This window comes from Synechococcus sp. O70.1, assembly GCF_047462215.1.
Classification (GTDB): domain Bacteria; phylum Cyanobacteriota; class Cyanobacteriia; order Thermostichales; family Thermostichaceae; genus Thermostichus.
In genome coordinates this window covers 14,911-38,513 of the sequence record NZ_JANSIT010000001.1, presented here as the reverse complement: position 1 = coordinate 38,513, position 23,603 = coordinate 14,911, and the positions used below count along the sequence as shown (strand labels likewise).

Sequence of the window (23,603 nt, the reverse complement as noted above, 5' to 3'; positions counted from 1 at the left end):
GCCTGGAAACCTAAGATAGCAATTCACGAAAAACGGGGCAGGCAACCCCCAACTTTAGCCAGGGGGTACTTGGCCAAGCCGCACAGTTGGGGGCGCCTCTTCGGCTGTTCCCCTCTCCCATTCCACCGCTACCGCTGCAACGTAGCCATCGGCAACCCCCAGAGGCAAGGTTAGCCAGCCGGGATCCCTGGCCAACCTTCTGGCACCGGCTAGGCCCACACCCACGGCTTTTAGGAGAGCCTCTCTTTGGGTCCACATCTGCAAAAAAACCGCATCTCGCTCTGGCGGTGGGCAGGCTAGGAGGTAAGCTTGCTCGGCAGCAGAAAAGTAGCGGCGGGCAATGCGCTGCCAGCGGGGCACAGGTCGGATCCGCTCCAAGTCCACGCCAATTCGACGGTGCAGCGCCAAGCCAACCAGGATCCACTGGTGGGAGTGGCTGAGGTTAAACTGCAGCGGCAGAGGTGGATCCCGCCAGTAGGGCTTGCCGGTAACCGTGCGGTCGAGGGAGATGGCTTGAGGCGGAATGCCGCTATAGTGGCTAAGCAAAGTTCGCAGCAACAAGCGGCCAGCCAGAAAACGGCGCCGATCCTCCACCAGTTGCAATTGCCCCGCCCGCTGCCGTTCCTCGAGGGAGAGCAGCTCAAGCCGAGGAAGCAACACCTCCAGAGGGGGCACTGCCTGTAGCCACAGGTGGATCTCCGGCTTTTCCAGCTCCAGCAGCGGCTGCCGCAATCTTACCCTTCCACCCTCTTGAGACCTAGACAGCTCGAGAGGTTGCGAATGGGGTAACATGGCCTTGAGCTGGCATGGTTGGCAACACCACCTAGACAGTACTTCCTTTAGACGTGTTCCCAAGGCCCGGCTCGAGCTAATGTCTTCCTTTCACTACCCACCCCGCCCCGGCCCTGTTCGCGCCGCTCGACAACAGGCTATTTGCCAAGGGATCCCCTGGCTGTTGCTGGGCTTTACGGCTATTTTGTCCGGCTCTGCTGGGGCCTTCCTGGCGGCCATACTGCCCCGCCCGATCCTTCCCCCTTCCCTAAGTGCTGAGGAACAGGCAGCCTTTCGACCGAATGCCCTGCGCGCTGCTGCTCTAGATCGCTCCTTGCACATCCTCATTCTGGGCCTCGACAGGCCAGATCCCGCCCTCTCGGGAACAGGGGATCAGGACCGCTTCAACACCCGCTCTGATACCATTCTTCTGGCCCGCTTTGACCCCCAGGCGCGGCGGATTACCGTGTTGTCGATCCCCCGCGACACCCGTGTGCGCCTGCCCGGCTTCGGCGTGGCCAAGATCAACGCCGCCAACGTGGTGGGAGGCCCCGCCCTAACAGCTCAGGTGGTAAGCCAGTTGCTGGGCGGGATCCCGATTGACCGCTACGTCCGCCTCAATACCGAAGCCCTGGAAGCGCTGATTGACGCGGTGGGTGGCGTAGAGGTCTACGTGCCGGAGCCCATGCACTACGTGGATCGTACGCAGCAGTTGTTCATTACCCTACAACCCGGCTGGCACCGCCTCAACGGCAAACAGGCCCACCACTTTGCCCGCTTTCGCCACGACCAGCTGGGGTTAGGAGATATTGGCCGGGTGCAACGGCAACAGGAGCTGCTGCGGGCCCTCAGCCGGGAACTGCTCTCCCCCGCCGTCTGGCTGCGCATCCCAAAGGTTTTGCAGGTTGTCCGCACCCACTTGGATACCAACCTCACCTGGGAAGAAGTCTTGAGCTTGGCCAAATTCCTTCTCACCTACGGCAGGGATCGCATGGATCTGGTGCTGTTGCCGGGCCGCTTCAGCCAGGCGGGAGAATTTGCCACCAGCTACTGGCTGCCGGATCTGGCCGGGATCCGCCGTGTGGCCGCCGCCCATTTTGGCCTAGAGGCGGAAGTGACCCCCATCCCGCCGCAACACCTGCGCATAGCCGTGCAAAACGCTACCGGCAAGCCGGGGATGGCCCGCCGCATGGTGCAAGAACTGGTTAGACAGGGCTATGCCCAAGCTTTTGCCGTCGAGGATAGCCCCCAGGTGTTGCCGCGCACCGAGATCCTTGCCCAAAGTGGGGATCGGGAGGGGGCTAAGCAGGTTCGCGCTGCCATTGGGCTAGGGGAGCTGCGGGTGGAGTCCACGGGAGTTCTCAACTCCGACGTCACCATTCGCCTAGGTCAAGATTGGGTGGAGCAGCTTACCCTCGGTAGGAACCAAGCTCAGAGCCTCTAGGGCCAGCTGGTTTGAGTGCAGATTTATTGCCCTGCTGCCCTAAACGGCAGAGCACAAGGCCGCTCTACTGGGGCCTACGAAGGTCATGCATAGTAGTGGGCAAGGCTTGAGGCTCAGTCTTCTTGGTAAATTGGAACTAAGCTGGTTCGAGTGACAAGCTGCCTATGGCCGTCTTGGAACAAGGAGCCATCACTGTCCACACGGAAAATATTTTTCCCATCATCAAGCAGTTTCTCTACTCGGATCGCGAGATCTTTTTGCGGGAGCTGATCTCCAACGCTGCTGATGCTATTGCCAAGCTGAAAATGGCCAAGCTGGCCGGCGAAGTGACGGAGCCTCCAGAACCAGAGATTGTTATTGCGCTTAACAAAGAGGCAAAGACTCTCTCCGTAAGCGACACTGGCATCGGCATGACTGCCGAAGAGGTGAAAAAATATATCAACCAAGTGGCCTTTTCCAGCGCTGAAGAGTTTATTCAAAAGTACAAAGACAAGGGTGCTGACCAGGTGATCATCGGCCACTTTGGCCTAGGTTTTTATTCTTCCTTTATGGTGGCGCAGCGGGTGGAGATCGACACCCTTTCCTACCAGCCCGGCAGCACCCCTGTGAAATGGTCCTGTGACGGCAGCCCCAATTTTACCCTCTCGGATTCCCAGCGCTCTGCTATCGGCACCACCGTCACGCTGTACCTAACCCCCGATAGCGAGGAGTACCTGGATCCAAGTCGCATCCGCGAATTGGTGCGCAAGTACTGCGATTTTATTCCCGTTCCCATCAAGCTCAATGGAGAGGTTATCAACCGGCAAAAGCCCCTCTGGAAGATTTCTCCCTCAGAGCTCAAAGACGAGGACTACCTGGAGTTTTACCGCTACCTGTATCCCTTCCAGGAAGATCCCCACTTCTGGGTTCACATCAACACGGACTACCCCTTCATTGTGCAAGGGATCCTTTACTTCCCCAAGCTGCGCCCGGACATCGATCCCACCAAGGGCCAAGTTAAACTGTTTTGCAACCAAGTTTTTGTGCAGGATAACTGCGAGGAAGTTATCCCTAAGTTCCTCCTGCCCCTTCGCGGCGCCATCGACAGTCCCGATATTCCTCTCAACGTCTCCCGCAGTTTTTTGCAGAACAACCGCACTGTCAGGCGCATTGGGGATCACATAGCCAAAAAGGTGGCGGATCGCCTCAACGAGCTCTACCGAGAAGACTACGAAAAGTACGTCAGGGTCTGGCCCGATATCAGTCTATTTATGAAATTTGGGGCAATGAATAGCGACAAATTCTTTGCCCAGATTAAGGACATTCTCATCTTCCGAGTGGCCGGATCTCCTGCCGACAAACCCGAGTACGTGACCCTCAAGGAATACCTAGAGCGCACGCGAGAGAAACAGAACAAGCGGGTTTACTACGCCACGGACGAGGCAGCCCAGAGCGCCTACATTGACCTGCACCGCTCCCAGGGCCTAGAGGTCATCATGCTAGATAGCTGGATCGACAGCCATTTCAGCAGCTTCCTGGAGCGAGAGTATCGCGAAGAGGGGATCCAATTTAAGCGGGTGGACTCGGAGTTGGATGAAGCCCTGATCAACAAAGACAAAGCTGCTGAGCTTGTCGACCCCCTAACTCAGAAAACCCGTAGTGAAAAGCTAGTAGATCTTTTCCGTCAGGCGCTGGGGAAAGAAAAGCTGCAGATCAAGGCTGAGGCCCTTAAGTCCGAGTCTGTGCCGGCCATGATCCTGCTGCCGGAAACCCTGCGGCGCTTGCAGGAGCTCAATGCCATCCTGCAACAGAAGCCGATGGAGTTTTTGGAAGAACACACCTTAGTGGTCAACACTGCCCATCCCCTCATTCAGAACCTGCAAGCTTTAGCCGAGGAGGGCCGGGATCCGGAGCTGGTCAATCTTATCTGCAACCACATCTATGACCTGGCGCTGATTACCCAGAAAAGCTTCGACCCGGCAGCGGCGCGGGCTTTCGTGCAGCGCTCTAACGAGGTGCTGACGCGGCTTACCCGCCGTCAGTAGGCAGCACTCTCCCAGCTTGCCCCTGCTTGCAGGGCTTCTGCTGCCCCAGGCAAGGGGGGACGAGGGCCAGCGCCGTTTCTACTTTCTTGGAGAAGGGGAGCCACTTGCCGCATGAGCGTAGCCATCTCCAGGGCGCTCATGGCGTACTCCCAGCCTTTGTTGTTTTTGATCCCGGCTCGCTCCAGCGCCTGCTGCAGGGTGTCCGCCGTGAGGATCCCGAAAATGACCGGCACGCCAGTGCGAAAGCCTGCTGCCGCGATCCCCTTGGCCACCTCTGCCGACACATAGTCAAAGTGGGGGGTCTGCCCTCGGATCACCGCCCCCAGGCAGATGATGGCATCGTAGCGGCGGGACTGGGCCAGTTGGTGGGCCACCAGCGGCACCTCAAAGCTGCCAGGCACCCAGTAGTAGTCCACCTGGCGACTCTCGGGGCTGACATCCAGGCCATGCCGCCTCAGAGCATCCTGGCACCCCTCCAGCAACTTGCCCACAATCAAATCGTTAAACCGACTGATGACGATAGCTAGACGCAGATCGCCTGTCTGCGTAAAATTCCCCTCGTAAACTGCCATCTTGCTGCTCCAAAAGCGGCCTCCTCTAGGCTACAAAGCTGCACTCTTCCATCCTGACATACTTCTTGCCATCCCACTTTAGGAGGATAGTTCTGCAGCTGCCCATCGAGCAGCAAGATTGACATCCTCCCCCAGTGATCTAGCTAGGCCAGGAAGGGATCCCTGGCCGGACGGCGCGGCAGTCTGGTACATGTCTCCAGGCTGGCGGCCCACTCGCCGATGAGGGTGTTGACCCAGTGAGGCAGCTCGTCGTGGGCGCAGTGACCCACCCCCGGTAGCTTCACCAACGTAAGAGCTGGCTGCCAGCGCTTGAACTGATCCGCCAAAAAGCTGGGTACCGCCGGATCCTCTTGACCCCAGAGGAGGAGAATGGGCATTTTGAGGGTGGGCAGCAGCCGCTTGGGGCTATCGAAGGGGCGGCAGAGGATGGCCCTGAGGCTGTCCAAGAACACGTGGGCTGCTCCTGGGTCAAAAGCTGGCGTTTGGAAGATCCGCACCAGCTCATCGTCCACTTGCTCATCGCGCTTGTAGACGTTCTTGATCCAAGCCCGCAGCACCTTAGTCTGTCGCAGCCAATTGAAGAGGTGAGGGCCCAGCAGCGCCAGGATCCCCTCGCAGAAAGCTCGCACTAGGGCATCCCAGGGAGGGGGCAGTTCTTCTGGATGGGGCCCGTCGGCGCAGCTAATCAAGCATAGGCCCCTCACCATCTGGGGATAGCGGGCAGCCGCAATCACCCCCACCAACCCGCCAAGGGAGTGGCCAACCAGGATCATAGGCTGGCGGATGTGGACGCGCCAAAACTCGCACACCTGCTCCACCCAGAGATCGACGCTGTAGGCGATCTCCGGCTTGGCGCTCTTGCCAAATCCCAGCAAGTCAAGGGCGTAGACAGGGCGCTGGGATCCTAGAGGGACGATGTTGTGGCGCCAGTGGCCGACGGAGGCGCCAAAGCCGTGGATTAAAAGAGCCGGCGCCGCCACCAAGTTTACCTGGCCTGCAGGAGTTTGGGCGCGACTAGGAGTGTAGGTGAAGTGAACCGGCCAGCCGCGCCAAAGCCAGGTTTGAGAGTGGCCGTAGCGAGGCAGGCCCGAGAGGGGATCTCTGCTGTCGACTGCCTGGGACGGGGAAGGTAGGGATCCCGGCGCGGAGGGAATAGAAAGGGAGTTGGGTGTGTGCAAGGAAGGAGCGAACAAGCCACCTCCATCAGAATAGACCAATCATGGCCGCTTCTTCGGAGCGTCTAGAGTGGACTAACGGGGCGTTTTGGGGACTAGAGGCTCCGCCCAGCTTCCGCCCGCCAGTAGTCTTCGCTTGAGCTCTACTTGCAGATTCGATGAGCGAGAAAACCGACGAGACGGCCTGGATAGACCTGATTACAGCAGCCAGCTTTCGCCAGATTGACCAAGAGATCGGCCCCCACCCCTGGCAGGGGATCCCCTATGAGATCGTGCGCCGCGCTATCCACGCCACTGCTGACTTCGAGCTCCGGGATCGCTTTGTGTTCAGCCCCACGGCGGTTGAGGCGGGGCTAGCGGCCCTGCGGCAAAAACGACCAGTGGTGGTGGATGTGAGGATGGTAGCCGCCGGGATCCAAGCTGGTCTGCAGGCCCAGGGGATTCCGCTCCACTGCGCCTTGGACTGGGTGGAAGAGCCCCTCGAGGTGGGGCAAACCCGCACCGCTCAAGGGATGATCAAGGTGGCCCGCTGCTACCCAGAGGCAATCTTTGTCGTCGGCAACGCGCCCACAGCCCTGCTGGCGCTGGTGGAAGAGATTCGGGCACAGCGGGTCCGGCCCAGCCTGGTGATTGGGGTGCCGGTGGGCTTTGTGGCAGTAGAAGAGGCAAAACAAGCCTTGGCCCAGACAGAGGTTCCCCAGATTCGGGTGGAGGGCCGTAAAGGGGGATCCCCAGTGGCTGCCGCCATTGTCAATGCCCTGCTGCTGGCTGCCCGCCGGGGCTAGAATTGGGGACGAGCTGGGAAGGCCATCCAGGAATCTCGCCGCGATAGAAATGCAGGAAACCCCATACGCCAGTACACCCGCCTGTCGAACGCTAGATGGCGAGCCAGTTGCCTCAGCTTGCAGTTGTAGGGGTAGCCGGAGATGGCTCGGTGGCTTCCTGGGGGATCCCACCCCTTTCGCAGGCCAAAGTCCTGGCCGGGCCTCCTAGCCTACTCCAGCACTTTGCTGACCATCCAGCCCGCAAGATCCCGCTGACCGGGTCAGTGGAAAGTTGGATCCCGCTTCTGCAGCAGGAGCTAGCGCAGGGATCTCTGGTCTTGTTGGCCAGCGGGGATCCGCTGTTTTTTGGGATTGGGCGCCTGCTGACCCAGTATTTCCCGAGGGAGCAGTTGGCTTTTTATCCCCAGGTGAGCTCGGTACAGTTGGCCCTCAACCGCCTACAGATCCCCTGGCAGGAGGCCACTATCCTCAGCCTGCATGGGCGGGGAATGGAGCAGTTGGAACCCGTTCTCAAACAGGGATCCCCTGTAGTTGTAGTGCTCACCGATCCAGAGCACACACCAGCCAGCTTGGCCCAGTTCATTGCCGACCTGCGGCTGCCAGTGCGCTACCAGGCCTGGGTATGCAGCCAACTGGGATCCCTCCAGGAGCAGATCGTGCCCCTACAGGAAGGGGAGAACTCTGCCTTCCCCAGCCCTAACCTGGTGGTGCTGCGGCGCGTTGAGCCGGAACCGGATCCCAGCCGCTGGCCTTTGGTTGGGATCCCGGACGACCAGTTCCACACCTTTCCCGACCAGCCCGGCCTAATCACCAAGCAGCCCATCCGCCTCCTCACCCTGGGAGCCTTGCAATTGCCGCGACAGGGGGTGGTGTGGGATATCGGGGCTGGCACAGGCTCAGTGGCTGTGGAGATCGCCCGCCTCTCTTCCCAGCTCCAGGTCTATGCCATCGAGCGCAACGCCATGGGCATTTGTCTCATCCAGCGCAACCGCCAACGCTTTGGTCTGGAAAACCTGCAGGCAATCCCAGGGGCAGCGCCTCAGGTGCTGGCTGACCTGCCGGATCCGGATCGGGTGTTGCTGGGAGGAGGTGGAAAGGGGATCCCCCAGCTCCTGCCCACAGTGGCGCCCCGCCTACGGCCTGGAGGGATCCTGGTGGCCAACTTCGCCACCCTAGAAACCTGCAGCGAAACCCTGCAGTGGCTGCGCTCACAGGGCTGGCAGGTGCGAGTGGAACATGTCCAGATCTCCCGCTCCACGGCCTTGGCTGAGGGCACTCGCTTTTCCCCCCTTAACCCCGTTTACCTGCTGCAAGCAATCCCTTCCACCTCGAAGTTCCACTAAGCCCTCGACTGAATGGGAGAGAGTTCAGGGAAGGCTTAGGCACAGCCTAGGATCCAGGCGATAAGGGGGGGATCCCTATGCTCAAGATAGTACCGAACGGCTGAGGTCAGGTCTAGCTCCAAGTCGCGGTTTTGGATGTCGGTGATCATTCTGTACATCAGCTCCAGGTGAATGCGATCCTCTTTGGTGAGCAGCTCATACTTGCCATTAGGGCTGTTGTTGAGGGCAGCCAAGGCCGCTTGGGTGGCGGTAGCCGTTTTGGAAGGAGGCTTGAGGCGGGCATCCCGCAGCAAAAGAAACTGAAGCTCAGGGTGAGCAATCACCAATTGGTTGAAGTTATTGAGCTGTCCATACATGCTGCTGGGACCCACTTGGATAAAGGCGATCACCCGCTTCTGGGCGGAGAAATAGAGGTGATCTGGAAGTTTGCGTTTGCCCAGCTTCAGGGTGCTCATGGGGACAGGATGGATCCCTTGCAGGGCATTGACGATGGTGCGCAATTTGCCGATATCAGCTGTGCTGTCCATAATCGCCTCTTGGGGATAGCTGGCACGAAGCTGGGCCTCGGTATCACGGAGGTAGGGTTCCAAGACTTCGGCAAGATCCTCAGAGAGGCTGGGTGGCTGGAGAGGCGGAGCTACAGCAACAAGACTCTGGGCAGGCAGAAGGGGGATGAGCAGTTGTTTGAGGGTTTGCAGCTCAGTTTCGAGCCGCTGGACACGGGCGGCTAGATTGCTGGCAGTGGGTACAACTTGCACCTGGGGAGGGAGAGGGATCCCGTTGATGTAGTGGCGATAGTAGGCTGAGGCCCGATTGAGAATGGCCCGAATGGAGGGTTGGCCAAGAATATCGCTCAGGTCATCGGCGGTAAAGAGAGCTTGGAGGTGGATCCCTGAAGGCAGGCGGCTCTGGAGAAGGGCTTGAAGCTGGGGAAGAGAGGGGAGATCTAGGGAGAGGACGGTTTGGGAGAGGCGATCGACGGTAGCCCGGTCAAATTGGGTTTGGAAATGTTGCCAACGATCAGGAAACAAATTAAGGACAAACAGACTGTTGGGAATACGGGTAAAAAGCTCTTTTAGAGCATCGCCAAAGTTGAGAAGGATATCTCGATTTTCCTCTCGGCCCAGAGCCTCCAATTGGTCGAAGACAATGATCAGGGGCTGGTCGAGCAGCGAAAGCCTGCCGATGACTTTCATCCCTTCTAGGGCAAAGGTGTTGCGATCCAGATCTGCACTCCAAGGGGGCAACCCAATCAAGTTGGTTTCTTCAGGATCCAGGTCGGTACCGCTGAGCCAGCGGATGATCTGGTGACGGCGGTTGGGATCCCTGTAGCTGCAGTATTTGATGATGCCCTTGAGAATGTTTTCGGTGGAACCGGTAAGGAAGTTTTGCTCTGCCCACCAGCGCAGAACCAGTTTTTCAATGGCTTGCCATTGCTGACGACGCTCGCTGCCTTCTGCTCCTAGGCAATGAAAGAGATTAAGGGGATCCGCAGTGAGAATAGAGAGAAGCTTCTCATTTTTTGAAGTTTGGGGGGAAGTTTTCAAGATTTCCACAAAGCTTTTGGCAACGAGATAATCAAGCTGAGTATGGTGACGAGCATCAACTTGTTCTCGCAGGGATTCCAGGGTGTGGCTGTAGATGTGGTGATAGATGTTGTCGGGATGGGTGGGCTGAGGAATAAACAGGAGACGGTTGTGGCGCAGCAGGTTTTGGGCCACCCGCATGATTAGGTGAGTCTTGCCGGATCCAGGTTCCCCCAGTAGGACAACGCCCCGGCTCTGGTGGTTGGGATCCCGTTGAATGTCCTGGAGAACGGCTGTGAGTTGCTGGTACTGAGACTGATAGATGGTAGCCTCGTCGGGATAACTCTGAAAGGGATTGTCAACTCTACTGCTGGCAAAGGGGTTGGGAATATTCTGAGCTTTGAGCTGAGCGTGGGTGAGGTGGCGATAGAGGTGATAGGTAAAAAGAGCATCGTAGCTGGCGTCGTGGGCCAGTTTGGAGTTGAAATAGCCGCTCTCCAGTTGGATACTAAGATGTTTGCTAAGATACTCTAGACTGTAGCTGGGGAGGTTGGGGAAACATTCCTTGGCAGCTAGCCAAGTGCAAAAAACGGGGTTAGAAAGCCACTCTTGGTTAGCTTGCTCAAAGGCTTGTTTAAGGATTTTTAGGTCGTGCTCTGCGTGGTGGAAAACGAGGGTTTTACCTTGGGCCAAACGCCGTAGGTCCGCAACAATCTGGGCTAAAGGCTTGGGCTGGGGGTGGCCAGGCGAGTATTCCTGGGTATGGGCGTGGTAAACAAGCTTACCGCTGCTGTCGACAATGGCAATCTCTTCAAGGTTAGGGTTGCCCTCGGTGTCAATAACCAAGTAGCTCATGGAAAGAGAGATCCTGGAACACTAATGAGCTAGATGCCCCATTGTAATTTCTGAATGGGCAGGGGGGGCTAGGAGGTGAGTAACCCATACGGAAAACACCTAGCTTCCCAGCAGAGGGGCTAGGAAGCCAGGTGGGCATTTGCCTAGAATGGCAGGAGGGCTGGGGAGTGGTGGGCCTCCTAGGGCTCTAGCCCTCGTCCTCTTCGTCGTTGCTAACTCCCCCTCGGTAGAGATAGGAAGAACGGTTGGTTTTCTTGATGTAGTCCTTGATGGATTCCAGGTCGATGTAGCGATCCGCCAAGTTGATGAGCTGATCGCTGGTCATAGAGCGCAGGCTAACCACCTCTACCCGTGCTCCCTGGTAGCTGACAGCATTGACAGCATAGGCCAAGTCCCCGTCGCCGCTTACCAGCACCGCTGTCTCATACCAGCGCACCAGCGACAACATGTCCACGGCAATCTCCACATCTAGGTTGGCCCGCTTGGATCCATCGGGGAGTTGGGTCAGCTCTTTGGTAACCACACGGAAGCCATTGCGGCGCATCCAGAGCAAAAACCCCTGCTGCTTTTCGTTGTTGCGGTCGACGCCGGTGTAGAAAAAGGAGCGCAGAAGGGGAGAACGGCCGGTGAGCGTCTTCAGGAGGCGGGTGTAGTCAATCTCAATGCCCATCTGCAGGGCAGCGTAGAAGAGGTTGGCCCCGTCAATGAAGATGGCTACGCGCCCGCGGTTGTCCTGAAAAGGCTCCGGAAGCTGAAAGCCAGGGTCAGGGTCAAGACGCAACATTCGAGTTTTCTTCTCCAAGTTTTGGCCAAGGGATAGAAAAGGTAGGATATTAAAATCAGGGGAGCAAGGCATCGGCCCATGAGAGCCCTAGCTTACGCCATTACCCTAGCGTAGAAGATCGCTCCCCCCTGGAAGACTTCCAAAATCCTAAAGAAAAAATACTTAGCTGGAGGGCACTTGCAGATGCCTGGGCAGGAGGGCCCGCCACCCTATCGTTTCCCCATTCCCCTACTCAAAGGCGTGTTGCGCGGCCGCTGCAAGCGCTTCTTTGCCGAGGTGGAGCTGGAAAATGGGCAACAGGTAACTGCCCACTGCCCCAACACCGGCCCGATGACGGGAGTTTGCCAGGTGGGGGCACCCGTTTGCCTCTCCTATCACCCCGATCCCAGGCGCAAGCTGGCCTACACCTGGGAGATGATCCAAGTGGGGGAGGTGTGGGTAGGGATCAACACTGGCCTACCCAATCGCCTAGTGGAATGGGGGCTGCAGCAGGGCTGGTTTCCTCAACTGGCTCAGTTTTCCCGCTGGCGGCGGGAAGCGGTCTGGGGCAAAAGCAGGATGGACTTTCTTTTGGAGGGGCCGGGCGGCTGTGCCTACCTGGAGGTTAAAAATACAACCTGGGCTGTTGGATCCTGTGCCCTTTTTCCCGATACCGTGACGACTCGCGGTCAAAAACACCTGGAAGACTTGATGGAGATCCGCCGACAGGGTCAGCGGGCTCTGCTGCTGTATTGGATTAACCGCGCCGATTGCACCGAGTTTGCCCCCGGAGCAGAACGGGATCCCCGCTATGCCCGTCTGTTTCACCAGGCCCTGCAGGCGGGAGTTGAGGTGCTGCCCTACCGGGTCGAGGTTTCGCCGCAAGGAATCCGCCCCCTGGGCCTAGCTAAGCTTGTGGCTTGAGAGAACCTTCTGGGATGCAAGTAGCCACCTGGAATGTCAACTCCATCCGCAGCCGCCTGCCCCAGGTTTTGGCCTGGCTGGACAAGCAGGGATCCCTGGATGTGCTCTGCCTGCAGGAGACCAAGGTGGTGGATGCGGAGTTTCCCCGTGCCCCCTTTGAGGAGCGGGGCTTCCATGTGGAGGTGTACGGGCAGAAAGCCTACAACGGCGTTGCCCTCGTCAGCCGGGAGGTGCCGGAAAAGGTGGAGCGGGGCTTTGCTGCCCTGCTGCCAGCAGCCGCAGAGCTGGATGCGCAAAAGCGGCTTATCGGCGGCCTCTACCGCGGCATCCGCATCCTCAACCTCTACGTGCCCAATGGCGAGGCGGTGGGATCTGACAAGTACGCCTACAAGTTGCGCTGGCTGGCCTGCCTGAAAGACTACCTCCAGGTGGCCCTCGACCAAGGGCAGCCTATTCTGCTCTGTGGCGACTTCAACATCGCCCCGGAAGATCGGGATATCTATGATCCCAGCAAAGCCGGAGAAATCATGGCTTCTGATCCAGAGCGGCAGGCCCTACGGGAGATCCTGGCTTTGGGCTTTGAGGATGCCTTTCGCAAGTTTAACCCGGACCCTGGGCATTTTAGCTGGTGGGACTACCGGGCCGGGGGGTTCCAGAAGAATCGGGGCTGGCGCATTGACCACCTCTACCTTTCCCCCTTGCTTCAGGACAAAGCTACGGCTTGCTGGATCGACGTTGAGCCGCGGCGGGCAGAAAAGCCCAGCGACCATGCCCCTGTGGTTGTGGAGCTGGCAGTCTAAAACTCTAAGCTGCTCCCTTGAGACAACAGCGGCTATCTACGCTAGGCTGGTAGACGTTAACGAATGTATCGGGCTGCCGCCATGGCGCTCTTTGGTTTCGGCAAACTGAGCAAGAAACTGACCCTGCCCACCCCGGAGGAGGCTTTGCCGGGCCGCTCCGAGCCAATGGCAATCGTTAACCGGCACTACGTCAAGGGCACGCCCCTGAAGCCCCCTTTTCCCGAGGGGATGGAGCTAGCCATGTTTGGCATGGGCTGCTTCTGGGGAGCGGAGCGCAGGTTTTGGCAGTTGCCTGGGGTGTATACCACTGCAGTGGGCTATGCGGGCGGGTATACTCCCAACCCCACCTATGAAGAGGTCTGCACCGGCTTGACTGGCCACAACGAGGTGGTGCGGGTGGTTTACGATCCCAGCCAGATTAGCTACCTCCAGCTCTTGAAAGTGTTTTGGGAAAACCACGATCCCACCCAGGGGATGCGCCAGGGCAATGATGTGGGCACTCAGTATCGCTCCGGCATCTACGTCTATTCCCAGACCCAGCGGGAGCTGGCGGAAAAAACCCGCGACCTCTACCAGCAAGTCCTGAGCGCCCACGGCTACGGCCCCATCACCACTGAGATCCTGGAGGCTCCAGAGTTCTACTACGCCGAAGACTACCACCAGCAGTACCTCGCCAAAAACCCGCGCGGCTACTGCGGCCTGGGGGGAACTGGGGTACCGCTGCCGGAGCTCCTCACCCCCGACCTTTCTCCTTAGAGAGAGAGGGAACCTAAAAGATGCGACGGGAAGGGGATCCCCGCTCCAGCAGCTCCCTGGCCACTAGGGTCACCACCGCCAGCAAAGAAAGCACCACCGCGGCTGCATAGGCTGATCCTGTGGCATAGCTGCGATAGGCATCTTCCACAAACAGAGGCAGGGTTTGGGTGCGCCCAACGATGTTGCCCGAGACCACCGCCACAGCGCCAAACTCCCCCATGGCGCGAGCATTGGTGAGGATGACTCCATACAAGAGGCCCCAGCGGATGTTGGGCAGGGTAATCCGCCAGAAGATCTGCCAGGAATTGGCCCCCAGAGTTTTGGCGGCTTCTTCTTCCTCGGTGCCGGCCTCTTCCAACACCGGCAATACTTCCCGCACCACAAAGGGCAAGGTGATGAAAGCCGTGGCCAGCACAATGCCTGGAAACGCAAAAATGACCCGCAGGTTCCAGGATCCCAGCCAACCTTGACGGCCAAAGATCAGCACCAGCATCAGGCCGGCTACTACCGGCGAAATGGAAAAGGGCAGGTCAATGAGGCTAAGCAGCAGGGCCCGCCCTGGAAAGCGGCGGCGTGCTAGCGCTATGGCAGCGCAGAGGCCAAAAAGAGTATTGAGAGGCACGACAACCAGGGCAGTTAGCAAAGTCAAGCGGGCTGCGCTGAGAAACTCTCGCTCCCCCAGGTGCTGAAAAAAACTGGGGATCCCTTCCCGCAACGCCTGGTAGAAGACATTCACCAGGGGGATCCCGATGAGCAGCCCCACATAGAGCAAGACGATCCCAATCAGCAGGCCAGCCAGCCAAGGGTTGGCGGGTGGCTTCCCTTGAACCTCGGCAACTCCCTTAGGTCTCATGGCGACTTGCCCAGCCTTGCAGAAGGTTAATCACCGCCAGCAAAAGGAAGGAGATCACCAGCATCACCGTCCCAATCACCGTGGCGCCGGCGTAGTCGTACTGTTCCAGTCTTTGGATGACCAGCACCGCCGCAATCAAATCCTGGAAGGGAATGCTGGCGGCAATAATGACGATGGAGCCATACTCACCGACAGCGCGGGAAAACCCCAGGGCCACCCCGGTTAAAACAGCGGGCAAAATCTGGGGCAGCACCACCCGCCAGAAGGTCTGCCAGCGGGAGGCGCCCAAACTCCAGGCCGCTTCTTCCACCTCTTGTTCCAGCTCCTGCAGCACTGGCTGCACCGTCCGCACCACAAAGGGAAAAGAGATAAACAGCATCGCCACCCCCACCCCCAAGCGAGTGAAGGCAATGCGGATCCCCAAGGGAGCCAGCAGGGATCCTATCCAGCCGTTGCTGCTGTAGACGGTCGCCAGGGTGAGGCCGGCCACAGCCGTGGGCAGGGCAAAGGGCAGATCAATCAACCCCTCGAGGAGCTTTTTCCCAGGGAAGGCGTAGCGCACCAACACCCAGGCGGTTAGAGTGCCCATCACACCGTTCACTATGGCCGCCAGCAAGGCGGTTACAAAAGTAACCTCATAGGCAGAGAGGGCCAGGGGATCGGTGGCAATCCGCCAAAACTCTGCCCAGCCCAAGGTGCTGGCCTTGGCAACCAAGGCAGCTAGTGGCAAGACCAGCATCAGGAAGAGATAGCCTAGGGTCAGCCACCAGGGCCAAGACACTGGAAACACCGCCTGCAGCAAGGTTCCCTAAGCTCCCACCGCCATGGCTGTCATTTCCGTTTTCTTGATGGGGAAGGCTTTGATTACCCTGGGGCGCACGTAAACCTGCTGCCCAATGTGCAGGGGCTGGTTGGTGTATTGCTCGCGGCTGAGGTGGGCCCAGAGGGATCCGCCATCGCTCAAGACCAGCTCCGCCTGGATCTCCCGCCCTAGGTGGATAATCTCTTTGACCCAAGCCGAGACACCGCTGCCAGTGGGGTTGAGCTCAATTTGGACATCATGGGGGCGCAAGAAAAGCCGATGCGAACCGGCCTGCGCTTCAGGGAGCTGGCAGGATAATACGGAGCGGGGCGAGAGCTCGTTGACCGGGCCAATAAAGCTCATGACAAAGGGAGTGGCCGGATGGTCGTAGATCTCGGCAGGGGATCCCACCTGTTCGATCCGCCCCTGGTTCATGACCACAATTTGGTCGGCCACCTCCATAGCCTCTTCTTGGTCGTGGGTAACCAGGACGGTGGTGACATGCACCTCGTCGTGTAGGCGCCGCAGCCACTGGCGCAGCTCCTTGCGCACCCTGGCATCTAGGGCTCCGAAGGGCTCATCCAAAAGCAACACCTGCGGCTCTACCGCCAGAGCACGGGCCAGGGCCACCCGCTGCCGCTGCCCCCCCGAAAGCTGGGAGGGGTAGTGATCCCCAAACCCCGACAGTTGCACCAGCTCCAGCAGCTCGTCCACCCGTGCCCGAATTTCAGCTCTTGGCAGCCTGCGGATCTCCAGGCCAAAGGCAATGTTCTGCCGCACCGTCATGTGCTTAAACAGGGCGTAGTGCTGGAAGACAAAGCCGACGTTGCGCTCCTGGACGCTGGCGTGGGTGGCATCCCGCCCGGTGAGGAAAATCCGCCCCGTGTCTGGCTTCTCCAGGCCGGCAATCAGGCGCAGCAGGGTAGATTTGCCAGAACCCGACGGCCCCAACAAAGCCACTAGGGATCCCGTGGGGATGGTGAGATCGGTAGGGTAGAGCGCCTGAAACTCGCCGAAACGCTTCGATACCCCTGCAATGGTGATGCCCATAGGCTCTGCCTAGCTAGTGGTTTGCCTGAGAAGTTGCTGGATTGGTTGCCGGCTGAGTCTTCTCAAAAGGTTGAGGGAAGTTAAACGCCCACCTAATCTACGGTAAACCTGTCAACAAACCGTTGATACAGCTCCCAGAATAACTTGAATGGGAATCCAAAACAAGGGAGCCTCCCTACAACTCGGCTTGAATGCGGTCAAACAAAGCTCCATCGGCAAAGAAGCGGTTTTGGATTGTCTCCCAGCCGCCTAGGTCGGCAACGGTTACCAGTTTCTCAACAGGAGGGTAACGCCAGGCAAACTCTTGCGCCACCGTGGGCTCCACTGGCCGAAAACCCACCTTGGCAAAGGCCCGCTGCGCCTCGGGCGTAAAGAGATAGTCCACAAAGGCTTCGGCCACGGCGCGGGTGCCCTTGCGGTCTACGTTGGCATCCACCACCGCTACCGGGTTGTCGATGGAAATGTTGGGATCCGGCACCACGTAGGGCAAGGGCTGGCCGCGCAAGCCCGCCAGGATCACCTCATGTTCGTATGTGAGTAGGGCATCCCCCTGCCCTTTTTGGAAAAAGACATCCGTAGCCTCCCGCGAGTCCCGCGGCAGGACGCGGACGTTTTTGTAGACCTGAGTAGTGAAGGCTAGGGCCTGCGGCTCAGGGACAGCGCTCCAGAGGGCCAAAAAGTTCCAGCGGGCACCCCCGGAGGTTTTGGGGTTGGCAGTAACCACCTGCAAGCCGGGCCGAGCCAGATCCGTCCAGGAGCGGATATCGTGGGGGTTGCCCTCCCGCGTTACTATCACCACCACCGAACGGGTGACGATCCCTTGGTTGGGTGTGCGACTTTCCCAACCCGGCCGAATCAGGCCGGCAGCCACGATGCGCTCCACATCCAGGCCCAGGGCCAGGGCCACTACGTCGGCATCCAGCCCCTCGATGACCGCCCGCGCTTGCGTTGCCGAGCCAGCGTAGCTGCTTTCTACACGCACCCGTTGTCCAGTCTGGGCCAGCCAGTGGGCCTCAAAGGCAGGGATGATCTGCCGGTAGGCATCGCGGGTCACTGCAAAAGAAGCTAGCAGAATCCTCACTTCCCCCTGGGATCCCGCCCCGCCGCCGCAGCCACCCAGCCCCAGCAGAAGTCCCAGGAGCAGGGATCCCAGCCCCAGCCACCGCCCCACTCTCGCCGACCAGCCCACCGCGATGGGTAATCTGTTCACAGCCATCCCCAAAAGCTTCTCACCCCCAACCCCTCTCCCCGAAGACGAGGGAAGGTTGGGCGTCAGGGATCTATTCTACGGTAAGCCGGTCGGTAAACCGTTTTTAGAGCCAGGGCTAGCTAGGCAGGGCGTGGGGAGCGCTGCATCGGCAGCAAGATCCAACGTGGCCCTGAGGAGGCCGGGATCCTCTGGGGAGGGGAGCAACTGGAACCCCAAGCGCCTACACAGGCGGCGCATGCCCTCGTTTTCGCTGAGCACCTCGCCGGCCAGGCGCTGGATCCCTTCGCAGCGGGCCACCTGAATGAGGCGGGTCAAGAGCTCCGTGCCGATCCCCTGTCTTTGGTAGGGATCCGCCACCAGCATGGCAAACTCTGCTTCTTGGGGAAAGCCATGTTTTCTGGAGAGGCGGCTGATGCCGAGGATTAAGGACTTCGTCCCGCTGACGCGATTGGCCTCTGGCTCCTGTTTTTCTGCTACTAAGGCAATCTCGCGGTCGTAATCGTTAAAGCAAATGCGGGTAAGGCGCTCGTGGGCGATGCGGGCGCTGTATTTGATCGGGTGGAAGTAGCGCAGATAGACGCTGTAATCGGAGACGTGGCGGTGAAAATCGATCACCAAAGGCTCGTCTTCAGGGCGAATGGGGCGAATGGTGATGCCGTCCCGGAAGCTCCAGATGTACTGGGTGGGATAGGGGCGGATGGCCAAGGGCACCTGGGGATCCTGCTCGGTTCGCAAAATGACGCGGGCATCCAAAGCCAGCAGGCCCTCGCTGGAAGCCAGCAGCGGATTGATATCGATCTCTTTAATCTCCCGCTGCTCGGCCACCAGTTGGCTAAAGCGCACCAAGAGCTGTTCCAGGGCCTCCAGATCGACGGCTGGGCGTCCCCGCACCCCCTTGAGGGCTTTGTAGATGAGGGTGTTTTCCATCAGACGCCGGGCCAAGGTGGTGTTGAGGGGGGAAGGCCAATGGAGCGATCCTGAAACACCTCCACCAGTTGTCCGCCACTGCCAAACAGCAACACCGGCCCAAACTGGGGATCCTCACTGCTGCCCAGGATCAGCTCGTAGCCGTTGGTGGGAACCATGGGCTGCACCGTCACCCCTTGAAAGTGCTGGGATCCGGCTTTTTCGGCAACATTAGTCTGGATCTGCTGGTAGGCCCGCCGCACGGCTTCGGCATCGGGCAGGTTGAGCTGCACGCCGCCTACGTCGCTTTTGTGGGTGAGGGTGTGGGAGTAAAGCTTCAGCACCACCGGGTAGCCTATGGCCTCAGCAGCTTCCACCGCCGCTTCCGAACTTGCTGCCACCCGCGTGGGCACCACCGGGATCCCGTAGGCGGCTAGGATCTCCTTGGACTCGACCTCGGTTAAGAGCGTGCGACCTTGCTGCCGGGCTTGGCTGAGGATTTGGTGCACCCTATCCCGCTCGACCGCTCTTGCAGGGGGCAAAGTGGGAGTTTCGTAGAGGGCCTTGAGGTTGTCGCTAAAGCGCCACAAGTAGCTAAACACCCGCGCCGCCTGGTCGGGGTAGCGGTAGGTGGGGATCCCGGCCTGGTTGAGGATCTGCTCGCCGGCATCCACCAGGGCTCCCCCCATCCAACTGGCCAGGATGGGTTGGCGGGATCCGCTGCGCCGCCAGGTCTCCACCACTTTCTCAGCCGTGGCCGTGGGATCCGTCATGGCTTGGGGGGTGAGGATTACCAAACAGCCCTGGCTAGCGGGATCCCGCAACACGATCTCCAGCGCCTGGGCAAAGCGCTCCGGGCCGGCATCGCCCAGGATATCGATGGGGTTGCCGTGGCTCCAGTGGGGCGGCAGGATCTGGTTGAGCTGCTCCAGGGTTTGGGGAGAAAGCTGGGCCAGGGATCCGCCGGCGCGGATGAGGGCGTCGGTGACCAGCACCCCCGGCCCGCCGGCATTGGTGAGGATGGTGAGGTGGGGCCCTTGGGGACGAGGCTGTTTGGCCAGCGCCTCCGCCATGTCGAAGAGATCTTCAATGCGATCCACCCGCAGCACACCACAACGGCGAAAGGCCGCATCCAAAACCGCGTCGCTGCCGGTGAGGGATCCCGTGTGGGAGGCTGCTGCCTGGGCTGCTGCCTGGGTGCGTCCCGCCTTGATGACGATGATGGGCTTGCTCAGCGCCACCTCGCGGGCTGCCGATAAGAAGGAGCGGGCATCCCCAATGGATTCCATGTAGAGGACAATGCTGTGGGTATGGGGATCCTCGCCCAGGTAGTCGATCAGATCCCCCCAGCCCACATCCAGCATGGATCCCAGGGAGATGAAGGCGCTAAAGCCCACATTTTCCCGCAGGCTCCAGTCCAGGATCGAGGTGCACAGGGCCCCGCTTTGGCTGATAAACCCCACGTTGCCGGGTCGGGCCATCTGGGCGGCAAAGGTGGCATTCAAGCCAGTGTGGGGGTTTTGGATCCCCAGGCAGTTGGGGCCAATTAGGCGCAACTTGCCGCGGGCGGCCTGTTGGATGGTCTTTTCCAGGGCCAACCCCTCCTGGCCAATTTCCTTAAAGCCTGCCGAGAGGACAATGGCCCCCTTGACTCCGGCCTCGACGCATTCTTGGATAACCGCCGGCACCCCGGCTGCCGGGATGGCGATGATGGCCAGATCCACCGGCTCGGGCAAGGCGGAAAGCCGCTCGTAGGCCCGGATGCCCAACACCTGGTGCCGCTTGGGGTTGACCGGGTAGACCGTGCCGCCAAAGGGATGGCTAATGAGGTTCCACAGCACCGTGCGCCCCACACTGCCCTCGCGCTCCGTTGCCCCCACCACGGCCACCGAGCGGGGCAGAAAAATGGGAGCTAAGGGGTGGGATCTGGCCTTCCAGATGTCGAGGCTGGGATCGGGGCGGTGCAGCGCAGCCATAGCCGTTGCCAGGGTGGGGGGTCACGTTTTGGCTGGGAGCAGAAAGGCGGCTCTTAGGCCAGAGCCGGCTCCGGCTGGTGGTAGAGGGCAGCCTCTACCCGGCAGCCCCGATAGGCCAAGATGTACAGCTCCTTCATGTCCTGGATGAGGGGGTAGCGGGGGTTGGCGCCGGTGCATTGGTCGTCAAAAGCCTGCTCCGCCATCGCTTCCAGACGGTCGTAGAACGCCTGCTCGCTCTCGCTGAGGGCCTCGCGAATGCTGGCCGGGATCCCCAGCTTCCGCTTGAGCTCCTCGATGGCCTCAATGAGGCGCATGACCTTTTCATCGTCATTGGTCCCGCCCAACTGCAGGTAATCGGCAATCTCGGCATAGCGGTGCTTGGCGTTGGGGTAGCGGTATTGGGGAAAGATGGCCTGCTTGAAGGGAGCGTCGGTGGCGTTGTAGCGGATGACGTGGGTAATCATCAAAGCGTTGGCCAGGCCGTGGGGCAGGTGGAAGGTGGATCCCAGCTTGTGGGCCAGGGAGTGGCACACCCCCAAAAAGGCGTTGGCAAAGGCCATGCCGGCAATGGTGGCAGCGTAGTGGACCTTTTCCCGCGCTTCTGGATCTTCGGCCCCCCTCTCGTAGGCCCGCGGCAGGTAGGTCATCAGCAGCTTAATCGCCTGCAGCGCCAGCCCGTCGGTAAACTCGCTGGCCATCACCGAGACATAGGCTTCCAAAGCATGGGTGAGGGCGTCGATGCCGCTGTAGGCGGTTAGCTTCTTGGGCATCTTCAGGGTGAGATCCGGATCCACGATGGCCATGCTGGGGGTGAGGGCGTAGTCCGCCAGGGGGTACTTGATCCCCACCCGGTCGTCGGTCACCACCGCAAAGGGCGTCACCTCGGATCCCGTCCCGGAAGTGGTGGGGATGCAGACCAGTTGGGCTTTTTGCCCCAGCGGCGGCAGCTCGTAGACCCGCTTGCGGATGTCCATAAAGCGCGTGGCCAGGCCTTCAAACTCCACCTGCGGCTGCTCGTACATCAGCCACATCACCTTGGCCGCGTCCATGGGGGATCCGCCGCCCACGGCGATGATGACATCCGGCTGAAACTGGCGCAGCTGCTCCAGGCCGCGGTTGACGGCGCTGAGGGTGGGATCCGGCTCCACGTCGTGGTAGACATCCCACTTTATCTGGAGCTCCTCGAGAACCCGGGTAACCGGCTGCAGCACACCCAGCTCGAAAAGGGGCTTGTCGGTAACCAAAAAAGCCCGCTTTTTGCCGGCCAACTCCCTCAAGGCCACCGGCAGACATCCCCGCTTAAAGTAGATCTTGGGCGGCACCCGGAACCAGAGCATATTTTCCCGCCGGTAGGCCACCGTTTTAATGTTGAGCAGGTGGCGCGGCCCCACATTGTCCGAGACGGAGTTGCCCCCCCACGTGCCACAGCCCAACGTTAACGAGGGATCCAGCCTGAAGTTGTAGAGATCCCCAATCGCCCCCTGCGAAGAGGGGGTGTTGATCAGCACCCGCCCTGTTTGTAGGGCATTCTCAAAGTAGGCAATATCGTCCCGATTGGCTGGATCGGTATACAAAACAGAGGTGTGACCCCGCCCACCGAAATTGACCACTTGGACGGCAATATCGACAGCGCTGTGGAAATCCTTGGCGCGGTAGAGGGCCAAAACAGGGGCCAATTTTTCGTAGGAGAACGGCTCCTCAGGCCCCACCTTGTCCACTTCTCCAATCAGGAGCTTCGTGCCTTCGGGTACTTGGATCCCGGCCAGAGCGGCAATGGTCTGCACCGATTGGCCGACAATAGCCGGATTGAGGCGGCCGTCTTTGAGGAGGAGGCAGCGCACCGCTTGCGTTTGTTCCGGATCCAAAAAGTAGGCCCCCCGCTGGCGGAATTCGGCCTTGACCTGCTCGTAAACAGCATCCACCACGATCACCGCCTGTTCTGAGGCGCAGATCATGCCGTTGTCGAAGGTCTTGCTCAAGATAATCGAGCTGACGGCTGTGGGGATGTCGGCGCTGGCATCGATCACTGCCGGGGTGTTGCCTGCCCCCACCCCCAAAGATGGGTGGCCGGAAGAATAGGCCGCCTTGACCATGCCAGGGCCCCCGGTGGCCAGGATCAGCTTCACCTCAGGATGCTGCATCAAAGCCTGGGAGAGCTCAATCGTGGGCTCGTCAATCCAGCCAATCAACCCCACCGGCGCGCCTGCCGCCTCAGCCGCCTCTTTGACCACTTTGGCTGCAGCAGCCGTGCATCGTTTGGCACGGGGGTGAGGCGCAAAGATGATGGCGTTGCGGGTTTTTAGAGTGATGAGGGCTTTGAAAATTGTTGTCGACGTGGGGTTGGTTACTGGCACAATACCTGCCAAAAGCCCCACCGGCTCAGCAATGCGCTCGTAGCCAAAGCTCTCGTCCCGCTCGATGACGCCGCAGGTTTTCTCGTGTTTGTATTTGTTGTAAATGTACTCAGAGGCAAAGTGATTTTTGATTACCTTGTCTTCCACAATGCCCATGCCGGTCTCTTCTACGGCCAGCTTGGCAAGCGGGATCCGTTCGTTGTTGGCAGCCAGGGCAGCTTTGTGAAAGATTCGATCCACCTGTTCCTGGGTGAAGGTGGCATACTCAGCCTGGGCAGCTTTTACCTGTTGGATCAAAGCTTCCAGTTCCTCGAGATTGGTGACAGGCATAGATGGATCCCTCCAAAATCACATCCATACTGTTGAGAGTTAAGGCAATAGTTAGAAATTGCTGGAAGACTCAAGCGGGCTCACTGGCCGGCTAAGCGCCAACAGACGTAAGGATCTGGATCTCGGCGGTCATTTTTGGGGGATGGGTAAGGGTGTTGTGGATAATGCAAGCATCAACAGCTTTTTCCAGAACCCTTTGATGCCTTATGTCTTGGCCTTGGTTGACCAAAGGCTGATCGCTGAGGGTGTGATGGTCGCAGCTTTCGGCTTGAAATTGAATGCCATTTTGGTAGATTACGCGCACCCCCCTGGGGATCGCTCTCCCTCTATTTTGCGACTGCCAGAGTTGGCAAGCTCTTAGCCTGCTAAGTTCAACTAAATTAA

18 protein-coding genes and 1 pseudogene are annotated in these 23,603 nt (G+C 59.5%); 7 read left to right on the top strand and 12 right to left on the bottom strand.

Annotated features, from left to right (window positions below):
* Window positions 1-54: 54 nt before the first annotated feature.
* Window positions 55-732 (bottom strand): 4'-phosphopantetheinyl transferase family protein, encoded by a 678-nt coding sequence (locus NW833_RS00180; protein WP_414411150.1) that lies wholly within the window; start codon window positions 730-732, stop codon window positions 55-57.
* 139 nt (window positions 733-871) lie between these two features.
* Between NW833_RS00180 and NW833_RS00175 the strand changes: the two genes are divergently transcribed.
* Both NW833_RS00175 and htpG read left to right on the top strand, forming a co-directional pair.
* The gene (locus tag NW833_RS00175; RefSeq protein WP_414411149.1) at window positions 872-2,215 is read left to right on the top strand and encodes an LCP family protein; all 1,344 of its coding nucleotides are present in this window, start codon (window positions 872-874) and stop codon (window positions 2,213-2,215) included.
* Window positions 2,216-2,379: 164 nt separating this feature from the next.
* Window positions 2,380-4,239, top strand: coding sequence for a molecular chaperone HtpG (gene htpG / locus NW833_RS00170; RefSeq protein ID WP_414411148.1), 1,860 nt, complete (start codon window positions 2,380-2,382; stop codon window positions 4,237-4,239).
* On the opposite strand, the gene ribH is transcribed toward htpG, so the two are convergent.
* A complete protein-coding gene (ribH, locus tag NW833_RS00165; RefSeq protein ID WP_414393477.1) occupies window positions 4,233-4,811 on the bottom strand; it encodes a 6,7-dimethyl-8-ribityllumazine synthase in 579 nt (192 codons plus the stop codon). The genes htpG and ribH overlap by 7 nt on opposite strands.
* Before the next feature lie 143 nt (window positions 4,812-4,954).
* The gene (locus tag NW833_RS00160) at window positions 4,955-5,989 is read right to left on the bottom strand and encodes an alpha/beta fold hydrolase (RefSeq protein ID WP_414411147.1); all 1,035 of its coding nucleotides are present in this window, start codon (window positions 5,987-5,989) and stop codon (window positions 4,955-4,957) included.
* 155 nt (window positions 5,990-6,144) lie between these two features.
* On the opposite strand from NW833_RS00160, the gene NW833_RS00155 reads away from it, so the two are divergent.
* Both NW833_RS00155 and cbiE read left to right on the top strand, forming a co-directional pair.
* Window positions 6,145-6,771: a cobalt-precorrin-8X methylmutase gene (locus tag NW833_RS00155; protein WP_414411146.1), complete on the top strand. Its 627-nt coding sequence runs from the start codon at window positions 6,145-6,147 to the stop codon at window positions 6,769-6,771.
* Between the two features lie 95 nt (window positions 6,772-6,866).
* The gene (gene cbiE / locus NW833_RS00150; RefSeq protein WP_414411145.1) at window positions 6,867-8,114 is read left to right on the top strand and encodes a precorrin-6y C5,15-methyltransferase (decarboxylating) subunit CbiE; all 1,248 of its coding nucleotides are present in this window, start codon (window positions 6,867-6,869) and stop codon (window positions 8,112-8,114) included.
* Between the two features lie 35 nt (window positions 8,115-8,149).
* Here the strand turns inward: cbiE and NW833_RS00145 are convergent, their stop codons facing one another.
* Window positions 8,150-10,495 carry an AAA family ATPase gene (locus tag NW833_RS00145; protein ID WP_414411144.1) on the bottom strand — a complete coding sequence of 782 codons (2,346 nt, stop codon included), beginning with the start codon at window positions 10,493-10,495 and terminating at the stop codon, window positions 8,150-8,152.
* A gap of 187 nt (window positions 10,496-10,682) precedes the next feature.
* Window positions 10,683-11,279 (bottom strand): NYN domain-containing protein, encoded by a 597-nt coding sequence (locus NW833_RS00140; RefSeq protein WP_414393469.1) that lies wholly within the window; start codon window positions 11,277-11,279, stop codon window positions 10,683-10,685.
* 183 nt (window positions 11,280-11,462) lie between these two features.
* Here NW833_RS00140 and sfsA point away from each other — a divergent pair, with 183 nt between their 5' ends.
* The 3 genes from sfsA (at window position 11,463) to msrA (ending at window position 13,738) form a co-directional block, all read left to right on the top strand.
* On the top strand, window positions 11,463-12,182 hold the full coding sequence (sfsA, locus tag NW833_RS00135; protein WP_414411143.1) for a DNA/RNA nuclease SfsA: 720 nt from the start codon (window positions 11,463-11,465) through the stop codon (window positions 12,180-12,182).
* A gap of 14 nt (window positions 12,183-12,196) precedes the next feature.
* Window positions 12,197-12,982 (top strand): exodeoxyribonuclease III, encoded by a 786-nt coding sequence (xth, locus tag NW833_RS00130; RefSeq protein ID WP_414411142.1) that lies wholly within the window; start codon window positions 12,197-12,199, stop codon window positions 12,980-12,982.
* A gap of 81 nt (window positions 12,983-13,063) precedes the next feature.
* Window positions 13,064-13,738, top strand: a complete 675-nt coding sequence (msrA, locus tag NW833_RS00125; RefSeq protein WP_414393463.1) for a peptide-methionine (S)-S-oxide reductase MsrA — start codon at window positions 13,064-13,066, stop codon at window positions 13,736-13,738.
* A gap of 13 nt (window positions 13,739-13,751) precedes the next feature.
* Here msrA and cysW read toward each other — a convergent pair whose 3' ends face one another.
* From cysW to NW833_RS00090, 7 genes and pseudogenes are all read right to left on the bottom strand, one after another.
* Window positions 13,752-14,591 (bottom strand): sulfate ABC transporter permease subunit CysW, encoded by an 840-nt coding sequence (gene cysW / locus NW833_RS00120; protein WP_414405520.1) that lies wholly within the window; start codon window positions 14,589-14,591, stop codon window positions 13,752-13,754.
* Window positions 14,581-15,393, bottom strand: coding sequence for a sulfate ABC transporter permease subunit CysT (gene cysT / locus NW833_RS00115; RefSeq protein ID WP_414411141.1), 813 nt, complete (start codon window positions 15,391-15,393; stop codon window positions 14,581-14,583). Before cysT ends, cysW begins: the two co-directional genes overlap by 11 nt.
* Before the next feature lie 6 nt (window positions 15,394-15,399).
* Entirely contained in the window at window positions 15,400-16,443 is a 1,044-nt protein-coding gene (locus tag NW833_RS00110) for a sulfate/molybdate ABC transporter ATP-binding protein (RefSeq protein ID WP_414393459.1), read from the bottom strand.
* A 175-nt stretch (window positions 16,444-16,618) separates the two neighbouring features.
* Window positions 16,619-17,653, bottom strand: a complete 1,035-nt coding sequence (locus NW833_RS00105) for a sulfate ABC transporter substrate-binding protein (RefSeq protein ID WP_414411140.1) — start codon at window positions 17,651-17,653, stop codon at window positions 16,619-16,621.
* A 75-nt stretch (window positions 17,654-17,728) separates the two neighbouring features.
* Window positions 17,729-20,395: pseudogene (locus NW833_RS00100) on the bottom strand (GNAT family N-acetyltransferase).
* Between the two features lie 193 nt (window positions 20,396-20,588).
* Window positions 20,589-23,219: a bifunctional acetaldehyde-CoA/alcohol dehydrogenase gene (gene adhE / locus NW833_RS00095; RefSeq protein ID WP_414411139.1), complete on the bottom strand. Its 2,631-nt coding sequence runs from the start codon at window positions 23,217-23,219 to the stop codon at window positions 20,589-20,591.
* Window positions 23,220-23,310: 91 nt separating this feature from the next.
* The gene (locus tag NW833_RS00090; RefSeq protein WP_414411138.1) at window positions 23,311-23,523 is read right to left on the bottom strand and encodes a hypothetical protein; all 213 of its coding nucleotides are present in this window, start codon (window positions 23,521-23,523) and stop codon (window positions 23,311-23,313) included.
* Window positions 23,524-23,603: the final 80 nt, after the last annotated feature.

Bases quoted from the DNA above. Each gene is read 5' to 3' on its own strand.
- NW833_RS00175 (WP_414411149.1), top strand. From the start codon at position 872: ATGTCTTCCTTTCACTACCCACCCCGCCCCGGCCCTGTTCGCGCCGCT.
- htpG (WP_414411148.1), top strand. From the start codon at position 2,380: ATGGCCGTCTTGGAACAAGGAGCCATCACTGTCCACACGGAAAATATT.
- ribH (WP_414393477.1), bottom strand. From the start codon at position 4,811: ATGGCAGTTTACGAGGGGAATTTTACGCAGACAGGCGATCTGCGTCTA.
- NW833_RS00155 (WP_414411146.1), top strand. From the start codon at position 6,145: ATGAGCGAGAAAACCGACGAGACGGCCTGGATAGACCTGATTACAGCA.
- cbiE (WP_414411145.1), top strand. From the start codon at position 6,867: ATGGCGAGCCAGTTGCCTCAGCTTGCAGTTGTAGGGGTAGCCGGAGAT.
- NW833_RS00145 (WP_414411144.1), bottom strand. From the start codon at position 10,495: ATGAGCTACTTGGTTATTGACACCGAGGGCAACCCTAACCTTGAAGAG.
- NW833_RS00140 (WP_414393469.1), bottom strand. From the start codon at position 11,279: ATGTTGCGTCTTGACCCTGACCCTGGCTTTCAGCTTCCGGAGCCTTTT.
- sfsA (WP_414411143.1), top strand. From the start codon at position 11,463: ATGCCTGGGCAGGAGGGCCCGCCACCCTATCGTTTCCCCATTCCCCTA.
- xth (WP_414411142.1), top strand. From the start codon at position 12,197: ATGCAAGTAGCCACCTGGAATGTCAACTCCATCCGCAGCCGCCTGCCC.
- msrA (WP_414393463.1), top strand. From the start codon at position 13,064: ATGGCGCTCTTTGGTTTCGGCAAACTGAGCAAGAAACTGACCCTGCCC.
- cysW (WP_414405520.1), bottom strand. From the start codon at position 14,591: ATGAGACCTAAGGGAGTTGCCGAGGTTCAAGGGAAGCCACCCGCCAAC.
- NW833_RS00110 (WP_414393459.1), bottom strand. From the start codon at position 16,443: ATGGGCATCACCATTGCAGGGGTATCGAAGCGTTTCGGCGAGTTTCAG.
- adhE (WP_414411139.1), bottom strand. From the start codon at position 23,219: ATGCCTGTCACCAATCTCGAGGAACTGGAAGCTTTGATCCAACAGGTA.